Source organism: Klebsiella sp. WP3-W18-ESBL-02 (genome assembly GCF_014168815.1).
GTDB lineage: Bacteria > Pseudomonadota > Gammaproteobacteria > Enterobacterales > Enterobacteriaceae > Kluyvera > Kluyvera ascorbata_B.
The window spans coordinates 600214-624024 of the sequence record NZ_AP021972.1 but is presented as its reverse complement, the minus strand read 5'-3'; the positions used below and the strand labels follow the sequence as shown (position 1 = coordinate 624024).

The following is a 23811-nucleotide window of genomic DNA, read 5'->3' as shown; positions in this document are numbered from 1 at the left end:
GACAACAATTGGATGAACGTCCTGTCCCCCGCCTGCAAACAAGGCATCCCGCCAGCGAAATGTGCCCTCCGCAAGCGCGGAGGGCAAAAGGCAAACCTTACTCGCCCTGTTCCGCTGCCGGAGCTTCCGGTGCGGCGGCAGGCTGAGACTGCTCGGTTGCTTCTTTAATGCTCAGACGGATACGGCCCTGACGGTCAACTTCCAGAACTTTAACCGGCACTTCCTGATTCATCTGCAGGTAGTCAGTCACTTTCTCAACGCGCTTGTCGGCGATCTGGGAAATGTGGACCAGACCTTCTTTACCGCCACCGATGGCAACGAATGCGCCAAAGTCAACGATACGGGTCACTTTACCATTGTAGATACGACCGACTTCGATTTCAGCAGTGATTTCCTCGATACGACGGATAGCGTGTTTTGCTTTCTCGCCGTCGGTTGCTGCGATCTTCACGGTACCGTCATCTTCGATTTCGATGGTGGTGCCGGTTTCTTCGGTCAGTGCACGGATAACAGAACCGCCTTTACCGATAACGTCTTTGATCTTGTCCGGATTGATCTTGATGGTGTGGATACGCGGAGCGAACTGAGAAATATCGCCACGCGGTGCGTTGATCGCCTGTTCCATCACGCCCAGGATGTGCAGACGCGCACCTTTAGCCTGGTTCAGAGCAACCTGCATGATCTCTTTGGTGATACCTTCAATTTTGATATCCATCTGCAGCGCAGAGATACCGTCGCGGGAACCCGCTACTTTGAAGTCCATATCGCCCAGGTGATCTTCGTCGCCCAGGATGTCAGACAGAACAACAAAGTTGTCGCCTTCTTTCACCAGACCCATCGCGATGCCCGCTACGGCCGCTTTAATCGGCACGCCTGCGTCCATCAGCGCCAGGGAAGCGCCACATACGGAAGCCATAGAAGAAGAACCGTTAGATTCGGTGATTTCAGAAACCACACGAACGGTGTACGGGAACTTGTCGCCTTCCGGCATCACTGCCAGCACGCCGCGCTTCGCCAGACGACCGTGACCAATTTCACGACGCTTCGGAGAACCGACCATGCCGGTTTCCCCTACGGAGTACGGAGGGAAGTTGTAGTGGAACAGGAAGTTGTCGGTGCGCTCGCCCATCAGTTCATCAAGAACCTGTGCATCACGTGCGGTACCCAGGGTCGCGGTAACCAGCGCCTGAGTTTCGCCACGGGTGAACAGTGCGGAGCCGTGAGTACGCGGCAGTACGCCAGTGCGCACGTCCAGACCACGGATCATGTCTTTTTCGCGGCCATCGATACGCGGTTCGCCAGCCAGTACGCGGCTACGCACAACGTTTTTCTCGATAGCGTGCAGGATTTCACCCAGTTCGTTCGCGTCCAGGGTTTCGTCTTCAGCCACCAGCGTCGCGATGGTTTCAGATTTGATCACGTCAACCTGAGCGTAACGCTCTTGTTTGTCGGTGATGCGGTAAGCGTCGCTCAGGCGAGATTCAGCCAGTGCAGCAACGCGCGCGTTCAGCGCTTCGTTAACGGCTTCCGGCTGCCAATCCCAACGCGGTTTACCGGCTTCTTTCACCAGGTCGTTGATGTTCTGAATAACGATCTGCTGCTGCTCGTGGCCGAATACGACCGCGCCCAGCATGGTGTCTTCGCTCAGCAGTTCTGCTTCGGACTCAACCATCAGTACAGCGGCTTCAGTACCGGCAACCACCAGATCCAGCTTGCTCTCTTTCAGTTCGTCCTGAGTCGGGTTCAGCACGTACTGGTCGTTGATGTAACCGACGCGTGCGGCACCGATCGGGCCGTTGAACGGAATACCGGACAGAGACAGCGCAGCGGATGCACCGATCATTGCCACGATATCCGGGTTAACCTGCGGGTTAACGGAAACGACGGTCGCGATGACCTGAACTTCGTTGACGAAGCCTTCCGGGAACAGCGGACGAACCGGGCGGTCAATCAGACGCGCGATCAGGGTTTCGCCTTCGCTCGGACGGCCTTCACGGCGGAAGAAGCTACCCGGGATACGGCCAGCAGCGTAGGTACGCTCCTGATAGTTAACGGTCAGCGGGAAGAAGTCCTGGCCTGGTTTCGCTTTTTTCTGACCCACAACGGTAACGAATACCGCAGTGTCATCCATGCTAACCATAACAGCGGCAGTCGCCTGACGTGCCATCATGCCGGTTTCCAGCGTAACGGTATGCTGACCGTACTGGAACTTACGAACGATCGGATTAAGCAAAATTCTATCCTTTCTTAATGAACGGCGGCACACCCTGTGGCGTGCCGGCCAATGAAACCGATCTTCTTTGCATCCTCGCGACTAATGACAACCCTAACCCGATGCGGGTAAAGCCTCTCATTAGCCGCGCGAACCTCTGCAATGAAGAATATGTACAACAACAATACATTATACCCGCTATCTTTCAAAATACTGCTGTGTTGGTAATTTCAGCTCAATTTTGTCTAAACGCATTGCAGACAAACGAGATTACCACAACACCAGGCAGCGTTTTGACGGGTACTCTTTCTGATAAATAGCGGTCGTCCGGTGGAAAAAAGGGGCCATAAAGGCCCCTCTTTCTGAAACTCGCTAGAGTTAGCGACGCAGACCCAGACGCTCGATCAGCGCGGTGTAGCGTGCAACATCTTTACGTTTCAGGTAGTCCAGCAGCTTACGACGCTGAGAAACCATGCGCAGCAGACCACGACGGCTGTGGTGATCTTTTTTGTGCTCTGCAAAGTGACCCTGCAGGTGGTTGATCTGTGCAGTCAGCAGTGCAACCTGAACTTCGGTGGAACCGCTGTCGTTCGCGCCACGACCGAACTCAGAAACGATTTGTGCTTTAGCTTCAACGCTTAGAGACATTTTGAACTCCAAATTTAAAAGAAAGAAAGGGTGCCGATCTCTAATTCAGCAGCCCCTGAGATAACGCTTGCCAATTGTTAAACAATTAAGCAGACGTTAAGCCGCGACATTCTACCCGCAGCGCTCTGTTATCGCAAGCCACACAATCTGACTTACTCGGTGTATTCGACCACCAGACGGCGCGGAGCCACGCGGCCTTCATCATCGATTTCACCCATTCCGAGGAATTTGCCTTCTTCGCCTTCCGTCACGCGCACCAGCCCTTCCAGCGGTGCGCCGGAGGTCCGTACCGGGTTACCATTTTTAAAGTAAACCGATGACGTTAAAGGAATATTCACAATCGGATAGTCCGAAGCGGGACTGTCCATCGGCATCAGTAACGGATCGAGTAGCTCCGCAGCCGGGATCCCCTGCTGCTCGGCCTGTTCAACCAGCTCGCGCAAATGCTCCAGCGTCACCATACGTTCGACCGGGTATTTGCTGACCGCCAGGCGACGCAGGAAAATCACGTGCGCGCCGCAGCCGAGCTTCTCACCCAGATCGTCAATAATGGTACGAATATAGGTGCCTTTAGAGCAGTGAATTTCCAGCTCCAGCTCGTGACCTTCATGGCGAATAAACAGCAGTTCGTAGACGGTAATCGGGCGCGCTTCGCGCGGCACTTCGATACCCTGACGCGCGTATTCGTAGAGCTTTTTGCCCTGGTACTTCAGCGCCGAGTACATCGACGGCACCTGCTGCGTATCGCCACGGAAGCTTTCCAGCGCATCGGCCAGCTGCGCCTCGCTAAAGGTCACCGGACGCTCTTCCACGATCTGCCCATCGGCATCCGAGGTATCGGTACGCTGGCCTAAACGCGCAATCACCCGATAGCGTTTATCGGAGTCCAGCAGATACTGGGAAAACTTGGTGGCTTCACCGAGGCAAATCGGCAGCATACCGGTTGCCAGCGGATCCAGCGCGCCGGTATGCCCGGCGCGGTTGGCGTTATAAATACGCTTCACCTTTTGCAGCACATCATTGCTGGACGCACCCTGCGGTTTATCCAGCAACAGCACGCCGTGAATGTCACGGCCGCGACGACGAGGACGACTCATCAGTCCTCCTTGCTGTCGTCCGGGTTAACACGACGCTCTTCGTCATGCTTCACCACGTTGGTCACCAGGTTGGACATGCGCATACCTTCAACCAACGAGTTGTCGTAGAAGAAGGTCAGTTCCGGCACGATACGCAGGCGCATGGCTTTGCCCAGCAGCGAGCGAATAAAGCCAGAGGCTTCCTGCAGCGCTTTGATGCCCGCTTTCACCGCGGCTTCATCCTGATCGTTCAGGAAGGTGACAAATACTTTGGCATAGGCCAGGTCGCGGGACATTTCAACGCCAGAAACGGTGGTCATCATGCCCAGACGCGGGTCTTTAATTTCGCGCTGCAGGATGATTGCGATCTCTTTTTGCATCTCCTGGGCCACGCGCTGCGGGCGACCAAATTCTTTCGCCATAATAAATTCTCCAGACAAAAAAGGGGCTATCAGCCCCTTTTGAAATTCATGCCGGGTGGCGCTTCGCTTACCCGGCCTACAATCGGCAATCTTAACGAAGATTAAGCGATGGTACGTTGGATCTCGATGATTTCGAACACTTCGATCATATCGCCAACGCGAACGTCGTTGTAGTTCTTCACGCCGATACCACATTCCATGCCGTTACGGACTTCGTTGACGTCATCTTTGAAGCGGCGCAGGGATTCCAGCTCGCCTTCGTAGATAACCACGTTGTCACGCAGAACGCGGATCGGGTTGTGACGTTTGATGGTGCCTTCGGTAACCATACAGCCCGCGATCGCACCGAATTTCGGTGATTTAAACACATCACGAACTTCAGCCAGACCGATGATCTGCTGTTTCAGTTCCGGAGACAGCATGCCGCTCATCGCCGCTTTCACTTCGTCGATCAGGTTATAGATGACGGAGTAGTAGCGCAGATCCAGGCTTTCCGCTTCGATCACTTTACGTGCAGAGGCATCAGCACGGACGTTGAAGCCAACCAGAATCGCGTTGGATGCCGCCGCCAGGGTTGCGTCGGTTTCGGTGATACCACCTACGCCAGAACCGATGATCTTCACTTTCACTTCGTCGGTAGACAGTTTCAGCAAGGAGTCGGAGATCGCTTCCACAGAACCCTGAACGTCGGCCTTCAGGACGATGTTCACTTCGTGAACTTCGCCTTCGGTCATGTTGGCGAACATGTTCTCGAGTTTAGATTTCTGCTGACGAGCCAGTTTAACTTCACGGAATTTGCCCTGACGATACAGCGCAACTTCACGGGCTTTCTTCTCGTCACGAACGACGGTCACTTCGTCACCCGCAGCCGGAACGCCGGACAGGCCGAGGATTTCCACCGGAATAGACGGACCTGCTTCCAGGACTTCCTGACCCAGTTCGTTACGCATTGCACGAACGCGACCGTATTCGAAGCCACACAGAACGATATCGCCCTTGTGCAGCGTACCTTCACGAACCAGTACGGTAGCAACCGGACCACGACCTTTATCCAGGAAGGATTCGATAACCGCGCCGCTCGCCATGCCTTTACGGACCGCTTTCAGCTCCAGAACTTCAGCCTGCAGCAGGATAGCGTCCAGCAGCTCGTCGATACCGGTACCGGCTTTCGCAGATACGTGAACGAACTGGCTTTCACCGCCCCACTCTTCCGGCAGGATGCCGTACTGGGACAGTTCGTTTTTAACGCGATCCGGATCCGCTTCTGGCTTATCGATTTTGTTCACTGCAACCACAACCGGCACACCCGCCGCTTTCGCGTGCTGGATTGCTTCGATAGTCTGCGGCATCACGCCATCGTCTGCTGCGACAACCAGAACAACGATATCCGTTGCCTGCGCACCACGAGCACGCATTGAGGTAAACGCGGCGTGACCCGGGGTGTCCAGGAAGGTGATCATACCGTTGTCGGTTTCAACGTGGTATGCACCGATGTGCTGGGTAATGCCGCCCGCTTCGCCAGAGGCCACTTTCGTGGAACGAATGTAATCCAGCAGAGAGGTTTTACCGTGGTCAACGTGACCCATGATGGTCACAACCGGTGCGCGCGGTTCAGCCGCAGCGCCGGTGTCACGGTCGCTCATTACCGCTTCTTCCAGCTCGTTTTCACGACGCAGGATAACTTTGTGGCCCATCTCTTCGGCAACCAGCTGTGCGGTTTCCTGGTCGATGACCTGGTTGATGGTGGCCATGGCGCCCAGCTTCATCATCGCTTTGATGACCTGAGAACCTTTCACCGCCATCTTGTTAGCCAGTTCGCCAACGGTGATGGTTTCGCCAATCACAACGTCACGGTTAACGGCCTGAGCTGGCTTCTGGAAGCCCTGCTGCAGTGCGGAACCTTTACGCTGCTTGCCGCCTTTACCCCCGCGAACAGCGGCGCGCGCTTCTTCACGATCGGCTTTGGATTCGGCGTGTTTGTTGCCTTTTTTCGCCGGGCGGGCGGCTTTCGTATTACGGCCACGACCACGACCACCTTCGACTTCACGGTCGTTTTCGTCTTCAGCCTGGCGTGCGTGCTGAGAAGTGGTGACGTGATAATCGCTGGTGTCTTCAGTTGGCTCAGCGGTATTCACACCGTTCTTCTCGTTTTCTTCTGCCATACGGCGCGCTTCTTCAGCCACGCGGCGAGCTTCTTCTTCCAGCTTACGGCGGGCTTCTTCTTCCGCTTTACGCTTCAGCTCGGCAGCTTCATTTTCACGGCGGGCTTTTTCAGCCTGGGCGGTTTTGGTCATATCGTCGGTCTGTTGATTGCTCACTTTGTCTTTTTCCGCAGCTTCACGTTTCGCTTTATCAGCGGCTTCACGATTAGCTTTTTCTGCGGCCTCACGTTCAGCTTTTTGTTGCGCCTCGCGTTTAGCTGCTTCTTCAGCTTCACGACGGGCTTGCTCTTCCGCTTCACGCTGCGCCTGCTCTTCCGCGGCCAGGCGTTCAGCCTCTTGCGGATCGCGTTTCACAAAGGTGCGTGTCTTGCGGACTTCGATTTGTACCGATTTGCTTTTTCCACCGGTACCTGGAATGTTGAGAGTACTGCGCGTTTTGCGCTGCAAAGTCAACTTATCCGGCGCAGAACCGTTTTCGCGGTTCAGGTGCGCCAGTAAGGTTTGCTTCTCTTGTGCGGACACAGAGTCATCTGCAGACTTCGGGATACCCGCATCAGCAAATTGCTGTACCAGGCGATCCACCGAGGTCTGTATCTCTGCGGCCAGCGTTTTTACGGTTACATCTGTCATGCTGTTCCTTCCTGCTACAGTTTATTACGCTTCGTCGCCGAACCAGCAAATATTACGCGCAGCCATAATCAGCTCACCCGCTTTCTCGTCGGTTAACCCTTCGATGTCAGACAGGTCGTCAACGCCTTGTTCAGCGAGGTCTTCCAGCGTACAAACGCCACGAGCGGCCAGTTTGAAAGCCAGTGCGCGATCTAACCCTTCCAGGTTCAGCAGATCGTCAGCCGGTTTGTTATCACCGAGGCTTTCTTCCTGGGCAAGTGCCAGAGTGGTCAGGGCGTTTTTCGCACGTTCGCGCAGCGCCTCAACGGTCGCTTCGTCCAGACCATCAATTTCCAGCAGTTCTTTCATTGGCACATAGGCCAGTTCTTCAAGCGTGGAGAAGCCTTCTTCTACCAGCACGGTCGCGAACTCTTCATCAATATCGAGATATTTGGTGAAGGTATCGATCGCCGCGTGCGCTTCCGCCTGATGCTTCGCCTGCAGGTCGTCAACGGTCATTACGTTGAGTTCCCAGCCGCTCAGCTGAGAAGCCAGACGCACGTTCTGGCCGTTACGGCCGATCGCCTGCGCCAGGTTACCTGCTTCTACCGCGATATCCATGGTGTGCTTGTCTTCATCAACCACGATGGATGCCACATCAGCAGGTGCCATAGCATTGATCACGAACTGCGCCGGGTTGTCGTCCCACAGCACGATATCGATACGCTCGCCGCCCAGTTCGGTAGAAACCGCCTGCACGCGTGCGCCGCGCATACCTACGCAAGCGCCGACCGGGTCGATACGTTTGTCGTTGGTTTTTACCGCGATTTTGGCACGAGAGCCCGGATCGCGAGCGGCCGCTTTAATTTCAATCACTTCTTCACCGATTTCCGGCACTTCGATGCGGAACAGTTCGATCAGCATCTCCGGCTTAGAACGGGTGACGAACAGCTGTGCGCCGCGCGCTTCTGGGCGAACGGCGTACAGTACGCCGCGGATGCGGTCGCCCGGACGGAAGTTTTCACGCGGCAGCATGTCTTCACGCAGGATTACGGCTTCAGCGTTCCCGGCCATCCCTTCGGATTTCACTTCCAGAGAGATGTTGTCGCGGTTCACTTTCTTCACTACGCCAGTGACGATTTCGCCTTCCTGATCGCGGAACTGATCGACAACCATCGCGCGCTCGGCTTCACGGACCTTCTGCACGATAACCTGTTTTGCCGTCTGAGTCGTAATACGGTCAAAGGTGACGGATTCAATCTGATCTTCAACGTAATCGCCTACGTTCAGGCTTTCGTCTTCGAAGCGTGCCGCTTCGAGCGTAATTTCTTTGGTTGGCTGGGTAACTTCTTCAACAATGACCCAGCGACGGAAAGTATCGAAGTCGCCGCTGCGGCGATCGATTTCAACGCGTACGTCGATTTCCTGTTCGTATTTTTTCTTTGTCGCCGTTGCCAGCGCACTTTCCAGCGCTTCGAAAATCTTCTCACGCGGCAGCGCTTTCTCGTTGGAGACGGCTTCAACAACAGCCAAAATTTCTTTGTTCATCGGGGCCTTTCACCTCAATCCAGACTGTTAAAAGTGGGGAACCAGGTTCGCCTTCTGGATGTTACTCAGCGCGAACACTTCATCTTTGCCTTCGACTGTCACAGTGATCATCTCACCGTCTACCGCTTTGATAATGCCCTGCCATTTACGACGGTTCTGTACCGCCATGCGCAGGACCAGCGTCACCTCTTCACCCAGGAAACGCACATAGTGTTCCGCGGTGAACATCGGACGATCGAGGCCCGGAGAGGAAACTTCCAGGTTGTAAGCGACGGTAATCGGATCTTCAACGTCCATCACCGCGCTTACCTGGTGGCTCACATCAGCACAATCATCAACATTGATGCCATCTTCACTATCAATATAGATGCGCAGTGTGGATGTGCGACCGCGAATAAATTCGATGCCGACCAGTTCGTAGCCCAGGGCTTCAACCGGCGCTGTAATCATCTCTGTTAATTTTTGCTCTAATGTGGACAAACCCACCCCCAAGACATAAAAAAAGGGCCTAAAGCCCAGTTATTCTGTAGTCAGATAACAAAAAACCCCGATAAATCGGGGCTTTAGATAACTGAACCCTATAGCCGCAACTGCGGCCTGGAGAACCTTCCGAAAGAATTTTTTTTCAAATCCAGCTACGAAGGCCTAAGTCTTCACAGTATATTTGAAAATGAACTCTAAGGGAAAGTGGTTGCGGGGGCCGGATTTGAACCGACGACCTTCGGGTTATGAGCCCGACGAGCTACCAGGCTGCTCCACCCCGCGCCTGAAACGTGGCAAATTTTACGCGTTTTGAGTAAAAAATGCAAATAATGCTGGGATTTGGTACCGAGGACGGGACGTAAAACCGGCCACCATTATAGTGAGCATTATCACAACTTGTCAACCTCACATTCTATGCAGAAGAAATGCGCCGGCCATCGCGCTAAGGTACGCCTGACAACCTTCGCTGGCAGTGCGGATTTTTTGAATAAAAATGCATGAATGTCTTCCTGTCACAGATAAAACGTGATTAAATGAAAACTCATTTATTTTGCATAAAAATTCACTGACAGCGGAACGTAATTTCTCCTTCAGTCAATCAAGCAGGGTTTTACTTTATGACGACGATTCTCAAGCATCTTCCGGTAGGTCAACGTATTGGTATCGCCTTCTCTGGCGGTCTTGACACCAGCGCAGCGCTGCTGTGGATGCGACAAAAAGGCGCTGTCCCTTATGCATATACTGCAAACCTGGGTCAGCCGGACGAAGATGATTATGATGCAATTCCTCGTCGTGCTATGGAATATGGCGCAGAGAACGCTCGTCTGATCGACTGTCGTAAACAGCTGGTTGCCGAAGGCATCGCCGCTATCCAATGCGGTGCTTTCCACAATACTACCGGCGGCCTGACCTACTTCAACACCACTCCACTGGGCCGTGCGGTTACCGGCACCATGCTGGTCGCCGCCATGAAAGAAGACGGCGTTAACATCTGGGGCGACGGCAGCACCTACAAAGGTAACGATATTGAGCGTTTCTATCGCTACGGCCTGCTGACCAACGCCGAGCTACAGATTTACAAACCGTGGCTGGATAGCGATTTTATCGATGAGCTGGGCGGCCGTCATGAAATGTCAGAGTTTATGATCTCCTGCGGTTTCGACTACAAAATGTCCGTGGAGAAAGCCTACTCAACCGACTCCAATATGCTTGGCGCAACGCACGAAGCAAAAGATCTGGAATTCCTGAACTCCAGCCTCAAAATCGTTAACCCGATTATGGGTGTGAAGTTCTGGGACGAAAACGTAAAAGTGCCGGCAGAAGAAGTGACCGTGCGTTTTGAGCAGGGCCATCCGGTTGCGCTTAACGGTAAAACCTTCAGCGACGACGTAGAGATGATGCTGGAAGCCAACCGCATCGGCGGGCGTCATGGTCTGGGCATGAGTGACCAGATTGAAAACCGTATTATCGAAGCGAAGAGCCGTGGTATCTACGAAGCGCCGGGGATGGCACTTCTACACATCGCTTACGAGCGTCTGCTGACCGGTATTCACAACGAAGATACCATTGAGCAGTATCACGCTCACGGTCGCCAACTGGGCCGCTTGCTGTATCAGGGCCGTTGGTTTGACTCCCAGGCGCTGATGCTGCGTGACTCTCTGCAGCGTTGGGTGGCCAGCCAGATTACGGGTGAAGTCACGCTGGAACTGCGCCGCGGTAACGACTACTCCATCATGAATACCGTGTCTGACAACCTGACCTATAAAGCAGAACGTCTGACCATGGAAAAAGGTGACTCTATGTTTAGCGCTGAAGACCGTATCGGCCAGCTGACTATGCGTAACCTGGACATTACCGATACCCGCGAGAAGCTGTTCGGCTACGCCCAGAGCGGGCTGCTGACCGCCTCTTCTGCAACCGGCCTGCCGCAGGTTGAGAATCTGGAAAACAAAGGCAAATAAGCCTGTGTAAACGCCATCAAGGGCCGCCTGTGCGGCCTTTTTTATTGCTATCGCCGCCGCCACTCTCCCGGCGTCAGGCCGTAGTACTTTTTAAAGCTTTTTGAGAATGAGGCCAGCGATTGAAATCCGCAGCGTTCGGCGATCGCCTCCACCCGCGCCTGTCGGTCCTGGTGAAGTAACCGCGCGGCCATCACCATACGCAGCTGCGTCAGCCAGGCCTGAGGTGTCAGGTGGTAGACGCGAGCAAAGTGGCGGGCAAACGTGGCACGTGATAAAAACGCCCGGGAAGCCATTGTCTCCATGGTCCACGGTTGTTCTGGTGCCGCGAGTACCGCAAGCACCGCGGGCATCAGTCGCTCATCGCTCATTAACCGTAGCAGTCCGCCCGGTGGTGCTTTCGCCGCCAGCAACGTGCGCATCAGTAGTACCAGCAGCGTATCGCCCAGGCTGCGTACGATAGCGGCAGCGCCCGGCCGCTCAGCCAGACTCTCACGAACCAATACGTTCAGCATCGTCTCCAGTTCAGGGCAGTCTTCCCGTTCGCGGGTATGCAGATGGATGAGTTCACTGTCTTCGCTGAACAGCCAGTTTACGTGCGGCCCGAAGTAGAACTCTCCGCACAGCATCTCCAGCGCATTGCTGTCTGATGCTGTGCGCATCTCGGTCAGCGTACCGTTAAAGCGATGGGCGACCGGCAGCACCTGCCCCCACTCGACCAGGCTTTCCATCAGATGTGGTGAACCGTGCGGCAGCAGGATAACGTCTCCCGTATGCATCTGACGCGTTTCCTTCCCCACGGTGAGTCGCCCCTCTCCGCGCAGTACAAAGTGCCAGGGAACGACGCCCGTCCGCATCTGGCTATGCCCCGCCTGCCAGCGTCCGCCAAAGCGGCAGTGCAGATTCACTTCACAGCGCGGTGCCAGCAGCGTTAAGAGATGGCTAAGACTGTCCATACAGCTCCTGAGACGATAAGACAAAAAGATGAGACGAATCGCGCCAGTCTATCACGTCAACCTGTCCTATGAAGTTTCCATTGCCACAACAAACCCTCGAACGACAGGAGAAGATGATGAGCCGTTTAACAGACATTCGCGAACAAGATGCAACGGGCAAAGCCGCAGAACTTTTCAGCGGGATCAAAAAAGCAGTGGGTAAAGTACCGAACGCCTATCTGACCATTGGTGGGCATTCACCGGAGGCGCTGCAGCAGGTGCTGGCGCACAACGCCATGCTACATAAAGGCAGCCTGAACGCTAAAATGCTGGAAGCAATTAACCTGTCCGTGAGCGAAGCGACGCAGTGCGATTACTGCCTGGCGGCCCATACGCTGATGGCAAAAAAGGCGGGCTTTAGTAGCGAGCAGATCCACGCGCTACGTCGTGGAGAATACGCCGAAGATGCACAGCTTGATGCGCTGGTGAAATTTGCACAAACCCTGGTCACCACCACCGGTACGCTGCCGGAAGCCAACGTGACCGCGCTGAAACATGCAGGCTTCAGCGATCGTCAGATCGTTGAGATTATCAGCGCAATCAGCGCCATTCTGTTTACCAATATGGTGAACCGGGTGAACGACACGGTGGTAGATTTTCCTAAGGCGGATTAACCGTGTTTTGCGGGTAAGGGAGCTGCGGCCCGTATACCCCGAGGAAAGAAGGGATAAAAGATACGGACGAAAAAAAGACGCTTTTCAGCGTCTTTCTTTCGGAATATTGGTACCGAGGATGGGACTCGAACCCACAAGCCCGTTAGGGCACTACCACCTCAAGGTAGCGTGTCTACCAATTCCACCACCTCGGTACAGAATACTTAGTGCGGGATATCGCTGGTCGGCTGAGCCGGTGCCGCTGGCTGAGTCGTTTGCTCAGTCTTCGGTGCAGTCAGGTTATCCCACTCACTTCCTTTATTGGTCTTGTTGCTGTTGATGTTACCCAGCACCAGACTGATAATGAAGAACAGCGTCGCGAACACAGCGGTCATGCGGGTCATGAAGTTACCTGAACCACTTGAACCAAACAATGTGCCGGAAGCGCCTGCTCCAAAGGAGGCTCCCATATCAGCGCCTTTACCTTGTTGCAGCATAACGAGGACCACAAGGCCAATCGCTACAATAAGGAAAACAACTAAAAGAGCTTCGTACATAATCAACCTGTTCCTTGCGGGAATGCCGCGTACCAAGTGCTTCGACCAATAAAGCGGGACATTTAAGTTTCCCACTGAAGCGGGTGTGAATACTAACCAAAGCGAATGACCTTCGCAAGGGCAATTTCCACACATTGTATCAACTGCGGAAAAAAACAGCAAAACTGTCTCGGTTAATGAGAAAAAGGCGGCAAGCGCCGCCTTTTTAATCACTTAGCCTGTCTGTCAGGCCGCTTTAACCGCGTCGGCGATGCGATGCGCAAGCTCGGTTACCTGCGCTTCATCTTCCCCTTCAACCATCACCCGAATCAGCGGCTCGGTGCCTGATTTACGCAGCAGTACGCGGCCACGATTACCCATCGCTGCTTCTGCCGCCAGGGCCGCCGCCTTCACCGCCTCGTTGTCCAGCGGGTTCGATTTGCCATCGGTATAGCGCACGTTTACCAGCACCTGCGGGAACATTTTCATACCGCTGCTCAGATCGTGCAGGCTCATGTGGTTACGCACCATGGCCGCCACCACCTGCAGGCCCGCCACAATACCGTCGCCGGTCGTGGTTTTGTCCAGCAGGATCACGTGGCCGGAGTTTTCCGCACCGATGCGCCAGCCTTTCTCCTGCATTTTTTCCAGCACGTAGCGGTCGCCCACTTTCGCGCGGGTAAACGGAATGCCGAGCTGCTTGAGCGCCACTTCCAGCCCCATATTGCTCATCAGCGTACCAACAACGCCGCCGCGCAGCTGGCCCTGGCGCAGCGCTTCGCGGGCGATGATATACATAATCTGATCACCATCGATTTTATTACCCTGGTGATCAACCATGATGACGCGGTCGCCGTCACCGTCCAGCGCGATGCCCACATCGGCTTTCTCAGCCAATACGCGCGCCTGCAAAGCGCGGACGTCGGTGGCCCCCACTTCTTCGTTAATGTTGACGCCGTTCGGTTCGCAGCCGATGGCGATCACGGTGGCGCCCAGTTCGCGCAGCACATTCGGCGCAATGTGGTAGGTTGCGCCGTTGGCGCAGTCAACGACCACTTTCAGCCCGTTCAGGCTCAGCTCGTTCGGGAAGGTGCCTTTGCAGAACTCAATATAGCGGCCCGCCGCATCAACGATGCGGCTAGCTTTACCCAGCTCGGCGGAATCAACGCAGGTGATCTCTTTTTCCATCTCGGCTTCAATGGCCTCTTCCACTTCGTCGGGCAGCTTGGTGCCGTCGATGGAGAAGAATTTGATGCCATTGTCATAAAACGGGTTATGCGATGCGGAGATAACGATACCGGCTTCCGCGCGGAACGTGCGGGTCAGGTAAGCCACCGCCGGCGTCGGCATCGGCCCGGTGAAAGAGGCCGACAGCCCCGCGGCCGCCAGACCGGCTTCCAGCGCGGACTCCAGCATATAGCCTGAGATACGGGTATCTTTACCAATAATAATTTTACGCGATCCGTGGCTTGCCAGTACCTTGCCTGCCGCCCAGCCGAGCTTCAGAACAAAATCAGGGGTAATCGGCGCATCACCTACGCGACCACGAATCCCATCGGTACCAAAATACTTGCGATTACTCATAACGTTTATTTCCCTTCGCAGACAAGGTGGCCTCAACCACACGCATCGCTTCAACAGTTTCTTTGACGTCGTGGACGCGAACAATATGCGCGCCCTGCATGGCAGCAATCACCGCGCACGCCAGGCTGCCGCTAAGGCGCTCCGACGGCCCCACGTTCAGCAGTTGACCAATCATTGATTTACGCGACATGCCGACAAACAGCGGCAGGCCGAAATGATGGAACTCTGACAAACGCGCCAGTAATGCATAGTTATGGGACAGATTTTTACCGAAACCGAACCCCGGGTCGAGCAACAATTTATCTTTTGAGATTCCTGCCCGTTCGCAGCGGGCAATCTGTTCAATAAAATACTGATTTACCTCAGCAAAGACATCGTCATACTTCGGCGCATCCTGCATGGTTTTTGGGTTGCCCTGCATATGCATCAGCGAAACGGGCAGTCCGGTTTCGGCCGCAGCTTCGAGCGCGCCCGGCTCGCTGAGCGAGCGGATATCGTTAATGATGTGCGCTCCGGCACGGGCAGACTCACGAATCACTTCAGGCTTAGACGTATCGACAGAGATCCACACTTCAAAGCGCTGGGCGATCGCTTCCACCACTGGGATAACGCGATCAAGCTCTTCTTCCACGCTCACGTCCAGCGCGCCCGGGCGAGTGGACTCGCCGCCTACGTCAACGATGGTCGCGCCCGCGTTAATCATCAGGTTCGCATGTTTCACCGCCTCAACCAGCGTATTGTGCGTGCCACCGTCGGAGAAAGAGTCCGGCGTGACGTTGAGGATCCCCATCACGTGTGGATGGGAGAGATCCAGGATGGAGCCCTGGGCGGTGAGTTTCATATCGAATCCTTTTAATTATTGATTTCTGAATATAAAAAACCCCGGGGCAAGCCCCAGGGTTTCAGGTACAACGCAGTCTTCCACGGGGGAGAACTTATTTGTCGCCCAGTTGCTCTGACATGGTGCCAGAGTCCGGCGCACGTGGTTCATCAACCGGACGCGGCGCACTTGGTTTACCGGTGCTGCCCGAGTTGTTGTTGGATGAACCCGGTTCTTCCCAACCTGCTGGCGGACGCACGTCGCGGCGAGCCATCAGGTCGTCAATCTGCGGTGCATCGATGGTCTCATATTTCATGAGCGCATCTTTCATGGCATGCAGAATGTCCATGTTGTCGTTCAGAAGCTGGCGCGCGCGGTTGTAGTTACGTTCCACGAGCGACTTCACTTCCTGGTCGATGATACGCGCGGTTTCATCGGACATATGTTTCGCTTTCGCGACGCTACGGCCCAGGAATACTTCGCCCTCTTCTTCTGCATACAGCAACGGACCGAGTTTGTCGGAGAAGCCCCACTGGGTGACCATGTTACGCGCCAGGTTGGTCGCGACTTTAATGTCGTTCGACGCACCGGTGGATACATGCTCAACGCCGTAGATGATCTCTTCCGCCAGACGACCGCCGTACAGGGTCGAGATCTGGCTTTCCAGCTTCTGACGGCTGGCGCTGATCGCATCGCCTTCAGGCAGGAAGAAGGTTACACCCAGCGCACGGCCGCGCGGGATAATCGTTACTTTGTGCACCGGATCGTGTTCCGGCACCAGGCGACCGATAATCGCGTGGCCCGCTTCGTGATACGCGGTAGATTCTTTCTGCGCTTCCGTCATCACCATGGAGCGACGTTCCGCACCCATCATGATTTTGTCTTTCGCTTTCTCGAACTCAACCATCGACACAACGCGTTTGTTGCCACGAGCAGCAAACAGCGCCGCTTCGTTCACCAGGTTCGCCAGGTCTGCACCGGAGAAGCCCGGAGTACCGCGAGCAATGATTGCCGCATCGATATCCGGCGCCAGCGGTACGCGACGCATATGCACTTTCAGAATCTGTTCACGACCGCGAACGTCTGGCAGACCGACCACAACCTGACGGTCGAAACGGCCTGGACGCAGCAGCGCCGGGTCAAGTACGTCTGGACGGTTAGTTGCCGCGATAACGATGATACCTTCGTTACCTTCGAAGCCATCCATCTCAACCAGCATCTGGTTCAGCGTTTGCTCACGTTCATCGTGACCACCGCCCAGCCCTGCGCCACGCTGGCGACCGACGGCGTCGATTTCATCGATGAAGATGATGCACGGTGCTGCTTTCTTGGCCTGTTCGAACATGTCACGCACACGAGATGCGCCGACGCCCACGAACATTTCCACGAAGTCAGAACCGGAAATGGTAAAGAACGGCACCTTGGCTTCGCCGGCAATGGCTTTCGCCAGCAGCGTTTTACCGGTACCCGGAGGACCGACCATCAGGACGCCTTTCGGAATCTTACCGCCCAACTTCTGGAAACGGCTCGGCTCACGCAGGTATTCAACCAGTTCGCCCACTTCCTCTTTCGCTTCGTCGCAGCCCGCAACATCGGCAAAAGTGGTTTTGATCTGATCTTCCGTCAGCATGCGCGCTTTGCTCTTACCGAACGACATGGCACCTTTGCCACCGCCGCCCTGCATTTGACGCATGAAGAAGATCCAGACGCCGATAAGCAGCAGCATCGGGAACCAGGAAATGAAGATCGACGCCAGCAGGCTCGGCTCTTCTGGCGGCTCGCCAACCACTTTGACGTTTTTCGTCAGCAGGTTATCAAGCAGCTTCGGATCGTTAACCGGGATGTAGGTCGTGTAACGGTTACTATCTTTCTTGGTAACGTTGATCTCACGTCCGTTGATACGCGCTTCGCGAACCTGGTCGTTATTGACCTCTTGCAGGAAGGTAGAATAATCCACCTTATGGCTGTTCGATTCGCTGGGCCCAAAGCTCTGGAATACTGACATCAGCACAACGGCAATGACCAGCCAGAGTATTAGGTTTTTCGCCATGTCACTCAAGGGATTAACCTCTTATTACAACTGTGTTAAAAACAGCGTCAGGATACTCTATATCCAGTTTCTTTCAAAACTTTCGTTTGAAAAACCACCGTCTATGATTTTCGCCCGGTCGCTACAATGTACACTTCGCGTGAACGCGCACGCGAAGAGTCCGGCTTACGAACTTTAACCTTCGTAAACAGGGAGCGAATTTCCCTTAGATACTCATCGAAGCCTTCGCCCTGGAACACCTTCACTACAAAACTTCCGCCTGGCGCAAGCACATCACGCGCCATTTCAAGCGCCAGCTCCACCAGATACATGGCCCGGGGAATGTCTACCGCCGGCGTTCCGCTCATGTTTGGTGCCATATCTGACATGACAACTTGTACTTTACTGTCACCCACGCGTTCGAGTAATGCCTGCATGACGAGTTCATCACGAAAATCGCCCTGAAGGAAGTCCACACCAACGATTGGATCCATAGGTAAAAGATCGCAAGCGATGATGCGGCCTTTGCCGCCAATCTGCGTGACCACGTGCTGTGACCAGCCTCCTGGCGCAGCACCGAGATCGACAACCGTCATCCCCGGCTTAAAAAGTTTGTCACTTTGCTGTATTTCATCAAGTTTAAACCAGGCACGGGAACGTAACCCCTTTTTCTGTGCCTCTTGAACATATTTATCGCTAAAGTGTTCCTGAAGCCAGCGGCTTGAGCTGGCAGAACGCTTTTTACCTGTCATTTAACATTCCCATCGGGACAGTTCATCGTAACCTTTTGGCGTAAATTTCTACGCGCCATTTGGCGATATATGGGAGATGGCGGTAGAATGACCCGTTTTCAATCCCAACGTAAGCAAAAATATACGATGAATCTGAGTACTAAACAAAAACAGCACCTGAAAGGTCTGGCACATCCGCTCAAGCCGGTAGTTATGCTTGGCAACAATGGTTTGACCGAAGGGGTACTGGCCGAGATTGAACAAGCGTTAGAGCACCATGAACTTATCAAGGTGAAAATCGCCTCGGAAGATCGCGAGACCAAAACCTTGATCGTGGACGCTATCGTGCGCGAAACCGGCGCCTGTAACGTACAGGTCATCGGCAAAATGCTGGTGCTTTATCGCCCTGGTAAAGAACGCAAAATCTCGCTGCCACGTTAAGAATATCCTAATTTCTGACACAACATTGTGTTAAATGAGGGTTTTCCTTTACGAGGGCTAGCAACATGCCACGCTCTTATGCTTGATAAAAGGCCGCTATGCGGCCTTTTTCTTATCTTTACACTCAGTCAACATTTTCAGTGTTGAACAAAATTTACAGATAATCCACTTTGATGATTTCGTACTCAACTTCACCACCCGGCGTACGGATAGTCACGACATCGTCCTGTTCTTTGCCGATCAGGCCGCGGGCGATAGGTGAGTTCACAGAAATCAGATTCTGTTTGAAGTCAGCCTCATCGTCACCGACGATGCGATAGGTCTGCTCTTCATCGTTGTCCAGATTCAGTACCTTCACGGTAGAACCGAAAATGACGCGGCCGTTATTCGGCATTTTGGTGATGTCGATAACCTGCGCGTTGGACAGCTTCGCTTCGATATCTTTGATACGACCTTCGCAGAAGCCCTGCTGCTCACGAGCAGCATGATACTCAGCGTTCTCTTTCAGGTCGCCGTGCTCGCGCGCTTCGGCGATGGCCGCAATAATCTCTGGGCGACGTACGGACTTCAGAAAATCCAGTTCTTCACGCAGTTTTTCTGCACCACGAAGGGTCATCGGAATAGCTTGCATTGTTATACCTCTTGAACATTCCTGTTGGGAGCGGTTAGCTCCGCTCCGGCTACTCAGCCCGCCTGGGTTGCTATCAACGCCAGGCCAGAAGCAAAAGAAAACCGACCCGGGTACAAAGCCCCAGGTCAGCAGTAATTTTTAATTTGATACGCATTTTACCCTGAAGTTCACTACGGGTCATCGTTTACTTTACAGGGCGTTGCGCCGTAGTATGACGGCTTGTTTCCAGGTTGTTAGCGCGAGAATATGCGATTTTCCAGATTTATCATCGGATTGACCACCAGTATAGCGTTTAGCGTTCAGGCCGCGAATGTTGATGAGTATATCAATCAACTTCCTGCCGGGGCCAACCTCGCGCTGTTGGTGCAGAAAGTGGGCGCCCCTGCGCCACTGATTGACTACCATGGCCAGCAGATGGCGCTACCGGCCAGTACCCAAAAGGTGCTCACCGCGCTGGCAGCGCTGTTGCAGCTCGGGCCTGATTTTCGTTTTACCACCACGCTGGAGAGCAAAGGCAGCATTGATAACGGGACGCTTAAAGGTGACCTGATTGCGCGATTTGGTGGTGATCCTACGCTAAGACGCCAGGATCTTCGCAATATGGTCGCAGCGCTGAAAAAGGCCGGCGTGCAGACCATTGAGGGCAACGTACTGATCGACACCTCGATTTTTGCCAGCCACGATAAAGCGCCCGGCTGGCCATGGAACGACATGACCCAGTGCTTCAGCGCACCGCCAGCCGCCGCCATCGTTGACCGCAACTGCTTCTCGATCTCGCTTTACAGCGCGCAAAAAGCCAACGATCTGGCGTTCATTCGCATCGCCTCTTACTACCCGGTGACCATGTTCAGCCAGGTGCGAACGCTGGCGAAAGGCTCACCGGAGGCACAATACTGCGAGCTGGACGTGGTGCCGGGCGATCTCAACCGCTATACGCTCACCGGCTGTCTGCCACAGCGTGCCGAACCGTTGCCGCTGGCGTTCGCCATTCAGGATGGCGCAAGCTATGCCGGGGCGATTATCAAAGATGAGCTTAAGCAAGCGGGTATCACCTATAGCGGCACCCTGCTGCGCCAGACGCTGGTCAACGAGCCGGGAACGGTGATTGCCAGCAAACAGTCCGCGCCGCTGCACGATCTGCTGAAGATTATGCTGAAGAAATCCGACAACATGATTGCCGACACGGTATTCCGCATGATTGGCCATGCACGCTTTGGTGTGCCCGGTACCTGGCGTGCGGGTTCCGATGCGGTACGGCAGATTCTGCGCCAGCAGGCAGGGGTTGATCTCGGTAATACGATTATCGCCGACGGCTCCGGGCTTTCACGTCATAACCTGATTGCCCCCGCCACTATGATGCAAGCGCTTCAGTACATCGCCCAGCATGATAATGAGCTGAACTTTATCTCGATGCTGCCTCTCGCCGGCCACGACGGTTCACTGCAGTACCGCGCTGGCCTACACCAGGCAGGCGTTGACGGCAAAGTATCGGCAAAAACCGGTTCATTGCAGGGCGTATACAACCTGGCGGGCTTTATCACCACCGCCAGCGGGCAGCGGATGGCCTTCGTGCAGTATCTCTCGGGCTATGCCGTGTCGCCGGCCGATCAGCGTAACCGCCGTATTCCGCTGGTGCGCTTTGAAAGCCGATTGTACAAAGATATTTATCAGAATAACTGAGTGCGCGCTTGCCGGATGGCGACGCTAACGCGTCTTATCCGGCCTACAAGCACATAACAAAACGGGCCGCATTTGCGGCCCGTTGCATATTGTAGGCCGGATAAGCGCAAGCGCCATCCGGCTACGAGGAGATTAACGCTTGTAGATGAACTCAACGCCTTCTTCGTCGTCTTCATCCCAGTCGTCATCCCACTCTTCGTCTTCCGCTTCTGCGGCGACTTCGTCAAGCTGCTGGCGGTGGTAGTCATCCCACATGAACTCGACTTTCTCAGGCTGTTTAGCTTCTTCAGCCTGAGTAATTGGGTTTTCAATGATAAAGTTCATCACATCCCAGCACAGGTCTTTTACGCCAACCTGGCTTGCTGCTGAGATCAGATAGTACTTATCTTCCCAACCCATCGCTTCGGCAATCGCTTTAGCTTTCGCTTCGGCTTCTGCTTTGTCCATGGTGTCGATCTTGTTGAACAGCAGCCAGCGTGGCTTATTCGCCAGCTTCTCGCTGTATTTCTCCAGCTCGCCAATGATAATTTTTGCGTTCTCAGCCGGATCGGAACCGTCAATCGGATCGATATCGATAATGTGCAGCAGCACGCGGCAGCGCTCAAGGTGCTTCAGGAAGCGGATACCGAGGCCAGCGCCTTCGGACGCACCTTCAATCAGCCCCGGGATATCGGCGATCACAAAGCTCTTCTCGTTGTCGACACGCACCACGCCAAGGCTTGGTACCAGCGTGGTAAACGGGTAGTCCGCCACTTTCGGCTTGGCCGCAGACACGGCGCGGATAAAGGTGGATTTACCGGCGTTCGGCATCCCCAGCATCCCCACGTCCGCCAGCAGCATCAGTTCGAGCTGCAGGTCACGTTTATCGCCCGGCGTACCCATGGTCTTTTGACGCGGCGTACGGTTCACGGAAGATTTGAAACGGGTGTTACCCAGACCGTGCCAGCCGCCTTTAGCGACCATCAGACGTTGACCGTGTTTGGTCATATCGCCCATGGTTTCGCCGGTGCCCTGATCGATAACGCGGGTACCCACTGGCACCTTGATGGTGACGTCTTTACCACGTTTACCGGTACAGTCACGGCTCGCGCCGTTCTGACCGCGCTCGGCACGGAAGGATTTTTCGAAACGGTAGTCGATCAGGGTGTTCAGGTTCTCGTCGGCTTCCATCCAGACGTCACCGCCGTCGCCGCCGTCACCGCCGTCCGGGCCACCTTTCGGAATATATTTTTCACGGCGGAAGCTTACGCAACCATTACCGCCATCACCTGCTACGACCAGGATCGTTGCTTCATCAACAAACTTCATTTTACTCTCCGTAAATCATTCGCCTGCGCGGGGTAACGGAACAACCGCTTCACGCTTACGCCACCGCCCCCATAGACGATGACCAATGGCGGAATACATCGCGCCCGCAACCACGACAAACGCACCGAGGTAACCTAAAAGGTTCAACATCGGTCTGGCGAAGAAATCGGGCCAGGCCATTGATAATAAATCTGAAAATAACAGGGTGAACAGGGGAGTCAGCGTAACTAACGCGCTCACCTGCGCCGCCTGCCAGCGCGCCATGGCTTCCGCCAGCGCCCCATAGCCGACCAGTGTGTTCAGACCACAAAAGATCAGACAGGCTAGCTGCCAGTCGCTCAGTTGCCCGATGACACCGGGTTTTGCTAACGGCAGCAGTGCAATTGTACATAAAGTGTACAATAAAAAGAGAATCTGCTGTGAGGCCATCCGTCGCAATAACACCTTTTGCGCGACGCCGTAGCTCACCCAGACCATCGCCGCACCGACACCGAAGATAACGCCCCAGGTGTAATCGGTCAGACGGGTAAAAATTTCAATCAGGCTGGTGTTAAAGAACATCACCAGCCCGCAGATCAGCATGGTCGCGCCGATAATCTGCGTGCCGCGCATCTTTTCTTTGAGGATAAAGACGCTCGCCACCATCATGCCGACGGGCGAGAGCTGGCCAATCACCTGCGACGCCGTCGGGCTGACGTACTGTAGCGAAGAGCTAAACAGCACGAAGTTGCCAAACAGACCGCCGGTGGCAATCAGCAGCAGCACCAGCCAACGCGGGTTGCGAAAAAGCTGCAGAGAGGGCAGCTTGCGCTTCCAGGTCAAAATCAGGCCCAGACCACAGCTGGCCATCAAAAAACGGTAGAACACGACGGTAGGCGGTTCCATGACCTCCAGAACCTGCTTCATCGCAATCGGCAGTGCACCCCAGCATATCGCCGTGGTGAGCGCCAACAGAATACCTATACCCGCCTGTTGCTTCATACCGGATTCTCTAGCGCGACAAACTATCATTTTCCTGGCGTCGAATGTAAAAAGCCCCGCAACGTGTTGCGGGGCTTTTATCCGTTACCGGGACGCGAATAACTTATTCAGCAACGATGCTGATATATTTACGGTTATTCGGACCTTTAACTTCAAATTTCACTTTACCGTCTGCTTTAGCAAACAGAGTGTGGTCTTTGCCGCAACCAACGTTGGAGCCAGCGTGGAATTTGGTACCACGTTGACGAACGATGATGCTACCAGCCAGAACTGTTTCACCGCCGAAGCGTTTTACGCCCAGACGTTTAGCTTCTGAATCGCGACCGTTACGAGTCGAGCCGCCAGCCTTTTTATGTGCCATTTA

Annotated in this window: 21 protein-coding genes and 2 tRNA genes; 4 read left to right on the top strand and 19 right to left on the bottom strand. The window is 54.5% G+C overall.

Going from position 1 to position 23811, the window contains the following annotated elements; genetic code table 11:
* Positions 1-97: 97 nt before the first annotated feature.
* The 8 genes from pnp to H7R56_RS03040 all read right to left on the bottom strand — a co-directional run bounded on the left by pnp (position 98) and on the right by H7R56_RS03040 (position 9442).
* Positions 98-2233: a polyribonucleotide nucleotidyltransferase gene (pnp, locus tag H7R56_RS03075; RefSeq protein WP_106927214.1), complete on the bottom strand. Its 2136-nt coding sequence runs from the start codon at positions 2231-2233 to the stop codon at positions 98-100.
* A 357-nt stretch (positions 2234-2590) separates the two neighbouring features.
* Positions 2591-2860 (bottom strand): 30S ribosomal protein S15, encoded by a 270-nt coding sequence (gene rpsO, locus H7R56_RS03070; protein WP_035891092.1) that lies wholly within the window; start codon positions 2858-2860, stop codon positions 2591-2593.
* Between the two features lie 152 nt (positions 2861-3012).
* The gene (gene truB, locus H7R56_RS03065; protein ID WP_106927216.1) at positions 3013-3957 is read right to left on the bottom strand and encodes a tRNA pseudouridine(55) synthase TruB; all 945 of its coding nucleotides are present in this window, start codon (positions 3955-3957) and stop codon (positions 3013-3015) included.
* A complete protein-coding gene (rbfA, locus tag H7R56_RS03060) occupies positions 3957-4358 on the bottom strand; it encodes a 30S ribosome-binding factor RbfA (RefSeq protein ID WP_106927218.1) in 402 nt (133 codons plus the stop codon). The genes truB and rbfA overlap by 1 nt, the downstream gene beginning before the upstream one ends.
* A 101-nt stretch (positions 4359-4459) precedes the next feature.
* A complete protein-coding gene (gene infB, locus H7R56_RS03055; RefSeq protein WP_106927220.1) occupies positions 4460-7150 on the bottom strand; it encodes a translation initiation factor IF-2 in 2691 nt (896 codons plus the stop codon).
* A 24-nt stretch (positions 7151-7174) separates the two neighbouring features.
* Positions 7175-8677, bottom strand: a complete 1503-nt coding sequence (gene nusA / locus H7R56_RS03050; RefSeq protein ID WP_106927222.1) for a transcription termination factor NusA — start codon at positions 8675-8677, stop codon at positions 7175-7177.
* 27 nt (positions 8678-8704) lie between these two features.
* Positions 8705-9157 (bottom strand): ribosome maturation factor RimP, encoded by a 453-nt coding sequence (gene rimP / locus H7R56_RS03045; protein ID WP_064541967.1) that lies wholly within the window; start codon positions 9155-9157, stop codon positions 8705-8707.
* Positions 9158-9365: 208 nt separating this feature from the next.
* Positions 9366-9442 (bottom strand) — tRNA-Met (locus tag H7R56_RS03040).
* 335 nt (positions 9443-9777) lie between these two features.
* On the opposite strand from H7R56_RS03040, the gene argG reads away from it, so the two are divergent.
* A complete protein-coding gene (argG, locus tag H7R56_RS03035) occupies positions 9778-11121 on the top strand; it encodes an argininosuccinate synthase (protein ID WP_106927224.1) in 1344 nt (447 codons plus the stop codon).
* A 47-nt stretch (positions 11122-11168) separates the two neighbouring features.
* On the opposite strand, the gene H7R56_RS03030 is transcribed toward argG, so the two are convergent.
* Entirely contained in the window at positions 11169-12074 is a 906-nt protein-coding gene (locus H7R56_RS03030; RefSeq protein ID WP_106927226.1) for an AraC family transcriptional regulator, read from the bottom strand.
* A gap of 116 nt (positions 12075-12190) precedes the next feature.
* Between H7R56_RS03030 and H7R56_RS03025 the strand changes: the two genes are divergently transcribed.
* Positions 12191-12727: a carboxymuconolactone decarboxylase family protein gene (locus H7R56_RS03025; protein WP_106927228.1), complete on the top strand. Its 537-nt coding sequence runs from the start codon at positions 12191-12193 to the stop codon at positions 12725-12727.
* Positions 12728-12834: 107 nt separating this feature from the next.
* Here H7R56_RS03025 and H7R56_RS03020 read toward each other — a convergent pair.
* The 6 genes from H7R56_RS03020 to rlmE form a co-directional block, all read right to left on the bottom strand.
* Positions 12835-12921, bottom strand: a tRNA-Leu gene (locus tag H7R56_RS03020).
* Positions 12922-12930: 9 nt separating this feature from the next.
* Positions 12931-13263 (bottom strand): preprotein translocase subunit SecG, encoded by a 333-nt coding sequence (secG, locus tag H7R56_RS03015; RefSeq protein ID WP_106927230.1) that lies wholly within the window; start codon positions 13261-13263, stop codon positions 12931-12933.
* A gap of 225 nt (positions 13264-13488) precedes the next feature.
* Entirely contained in the window at positions 13489-14826 is a 1338-nt protein-coding gene (gene glmM, locus H7R56_RS03010) for a phosphoglucosamine mutase (RefSeq protein ID WP_106927232.1), read from the bottom strand.
* On the bottom strand, positions 14819-15667 hold the full coding sequence (folP, locus tag H7R56_RS03005; protein ID WP_106927234.1) for a dihydropteroate synthase: 849 nt from the start codon (positions 15665-15667) through the stop codon (positions 14819-14821). The genes glmM and folP overlap by 8 nt, the downstream gene beginning before the upstream one ends.
* Positions 15668-15761: 94 nt before the next feature.
* Positions 15762-17696: an ATP-dependent zinc metalloprotease FtsH gene (ftsH, locus tag H7R56_RS03000; RefSeq protein ID WP_106927236.1), complete on the bottom strand. Its 1935-nt coding sequence runs from the start codon at positions 17694-17696 to the stop codon at positions 15762-15764.
* 101 nt (positions 17697-17797) lie between these two features.
* Positions 17798-18427, bottom strand: coding sequence for a 23S rRNA (uridine(2552)-2'-O)-methyltransferase RlmE (gene rlmE / locus H7R56_RS02995; RefSeq protein ID WP_182928505.1), 630 nt, complete (start codon positions 18425-18427; stop codon positions 17798-17800).
* 126 nt (positions 18428-18553) lie between these two features.
* Here rlmE and yhbY point away from each other — a divergent pair, with 126 nt between their 5' ends.
* On the top strand, positions 18554-18847 hold the full coding sequence (gene yhbY, locus H7R56_RS02990; RefSeq protein ID WP_024133059.1) for a ribosome assembly RNA-binding protein YhbY: 294 nt from the start codon (positions 18554-18556) through the stop codon (positions 18845-18847).
* Between the two features lie 154 nt (positions 18848-19001).
* Here yhbY and greA read toward each other — a convergent pair whose 3' ends face one another.
* Entirely contained in the window at positions 19002-19478 is a 477-nt protein-coding gene (greA, locus tag H7R56_RS02985; protein ID WP_106927240.1) for a transcription elongation factor GreA, read from the bottom strand.
* Between the two features lie 246 nt (positions 19479-19724).
* Here greA and dacB point away from each other — a divergent pair, with 246 nt between their 5' ends.
* Positions 19725-21158 (top strand): serine-type D-Ala-D-Ala carboxypeptidase, encoded by a 1434-nt coding sequence (gene dacB / locus H7R56_RS02980; RefSeq protein WP_106927242.1) that lies wholly within the window; start codon positions 19725-19727, stop codon positions 21156-21158.
* 132 nt (positions 21159-21290) lie between these two features.
* Here the strand turns inward: dacB and cgtA are convergent, their stop codons facing one another.
* The 3 genes from cgtA to rpmA all read right to left on the bottom strand — a co-directional run bounded on the left by cgtA (position 21291) and on the right by rpmA (position 23808).
* Positions 21291-22466 (bottom strand): Obg family GTPase CgtA, encoded by a 1176-nt coding sequence (gene cgtA / locus H7R56_RS02975; protein ID WP_106927244.1) that lies wholly within the window; start codon positions 22464-22466, stop codon positions 21291-21293.
* 15 nt (positions 22467-22481) lie between these two features.
* Positions 22482-23447 carry a DMT family transporter gene (locus tag H7R56_RS02970; protein WP_106927246.1) on the bottom strand — a complete coding sequence of 322 codons (966 nt, stop codon included), beginning with the start codon at positions 23445-23447 and terminating at the stop codon, positions 22482-22484.
* 103 nt (positions 23448-23550) lie between these two features.
* The gene (gene rpmA / locus H7R56_RS02965) at positions 23551-23808 is read right to left on the bottom strand and encodes a 50S ribosomal protein L27 (protein WP_064541895.1); all 258 of its coding nucleotides are present in this window, start codon (positions 23806-23808) and stop codon (positions 23551-23553) included.
* Positions 23809-23811: the final 3 nt, after the last annotated feature.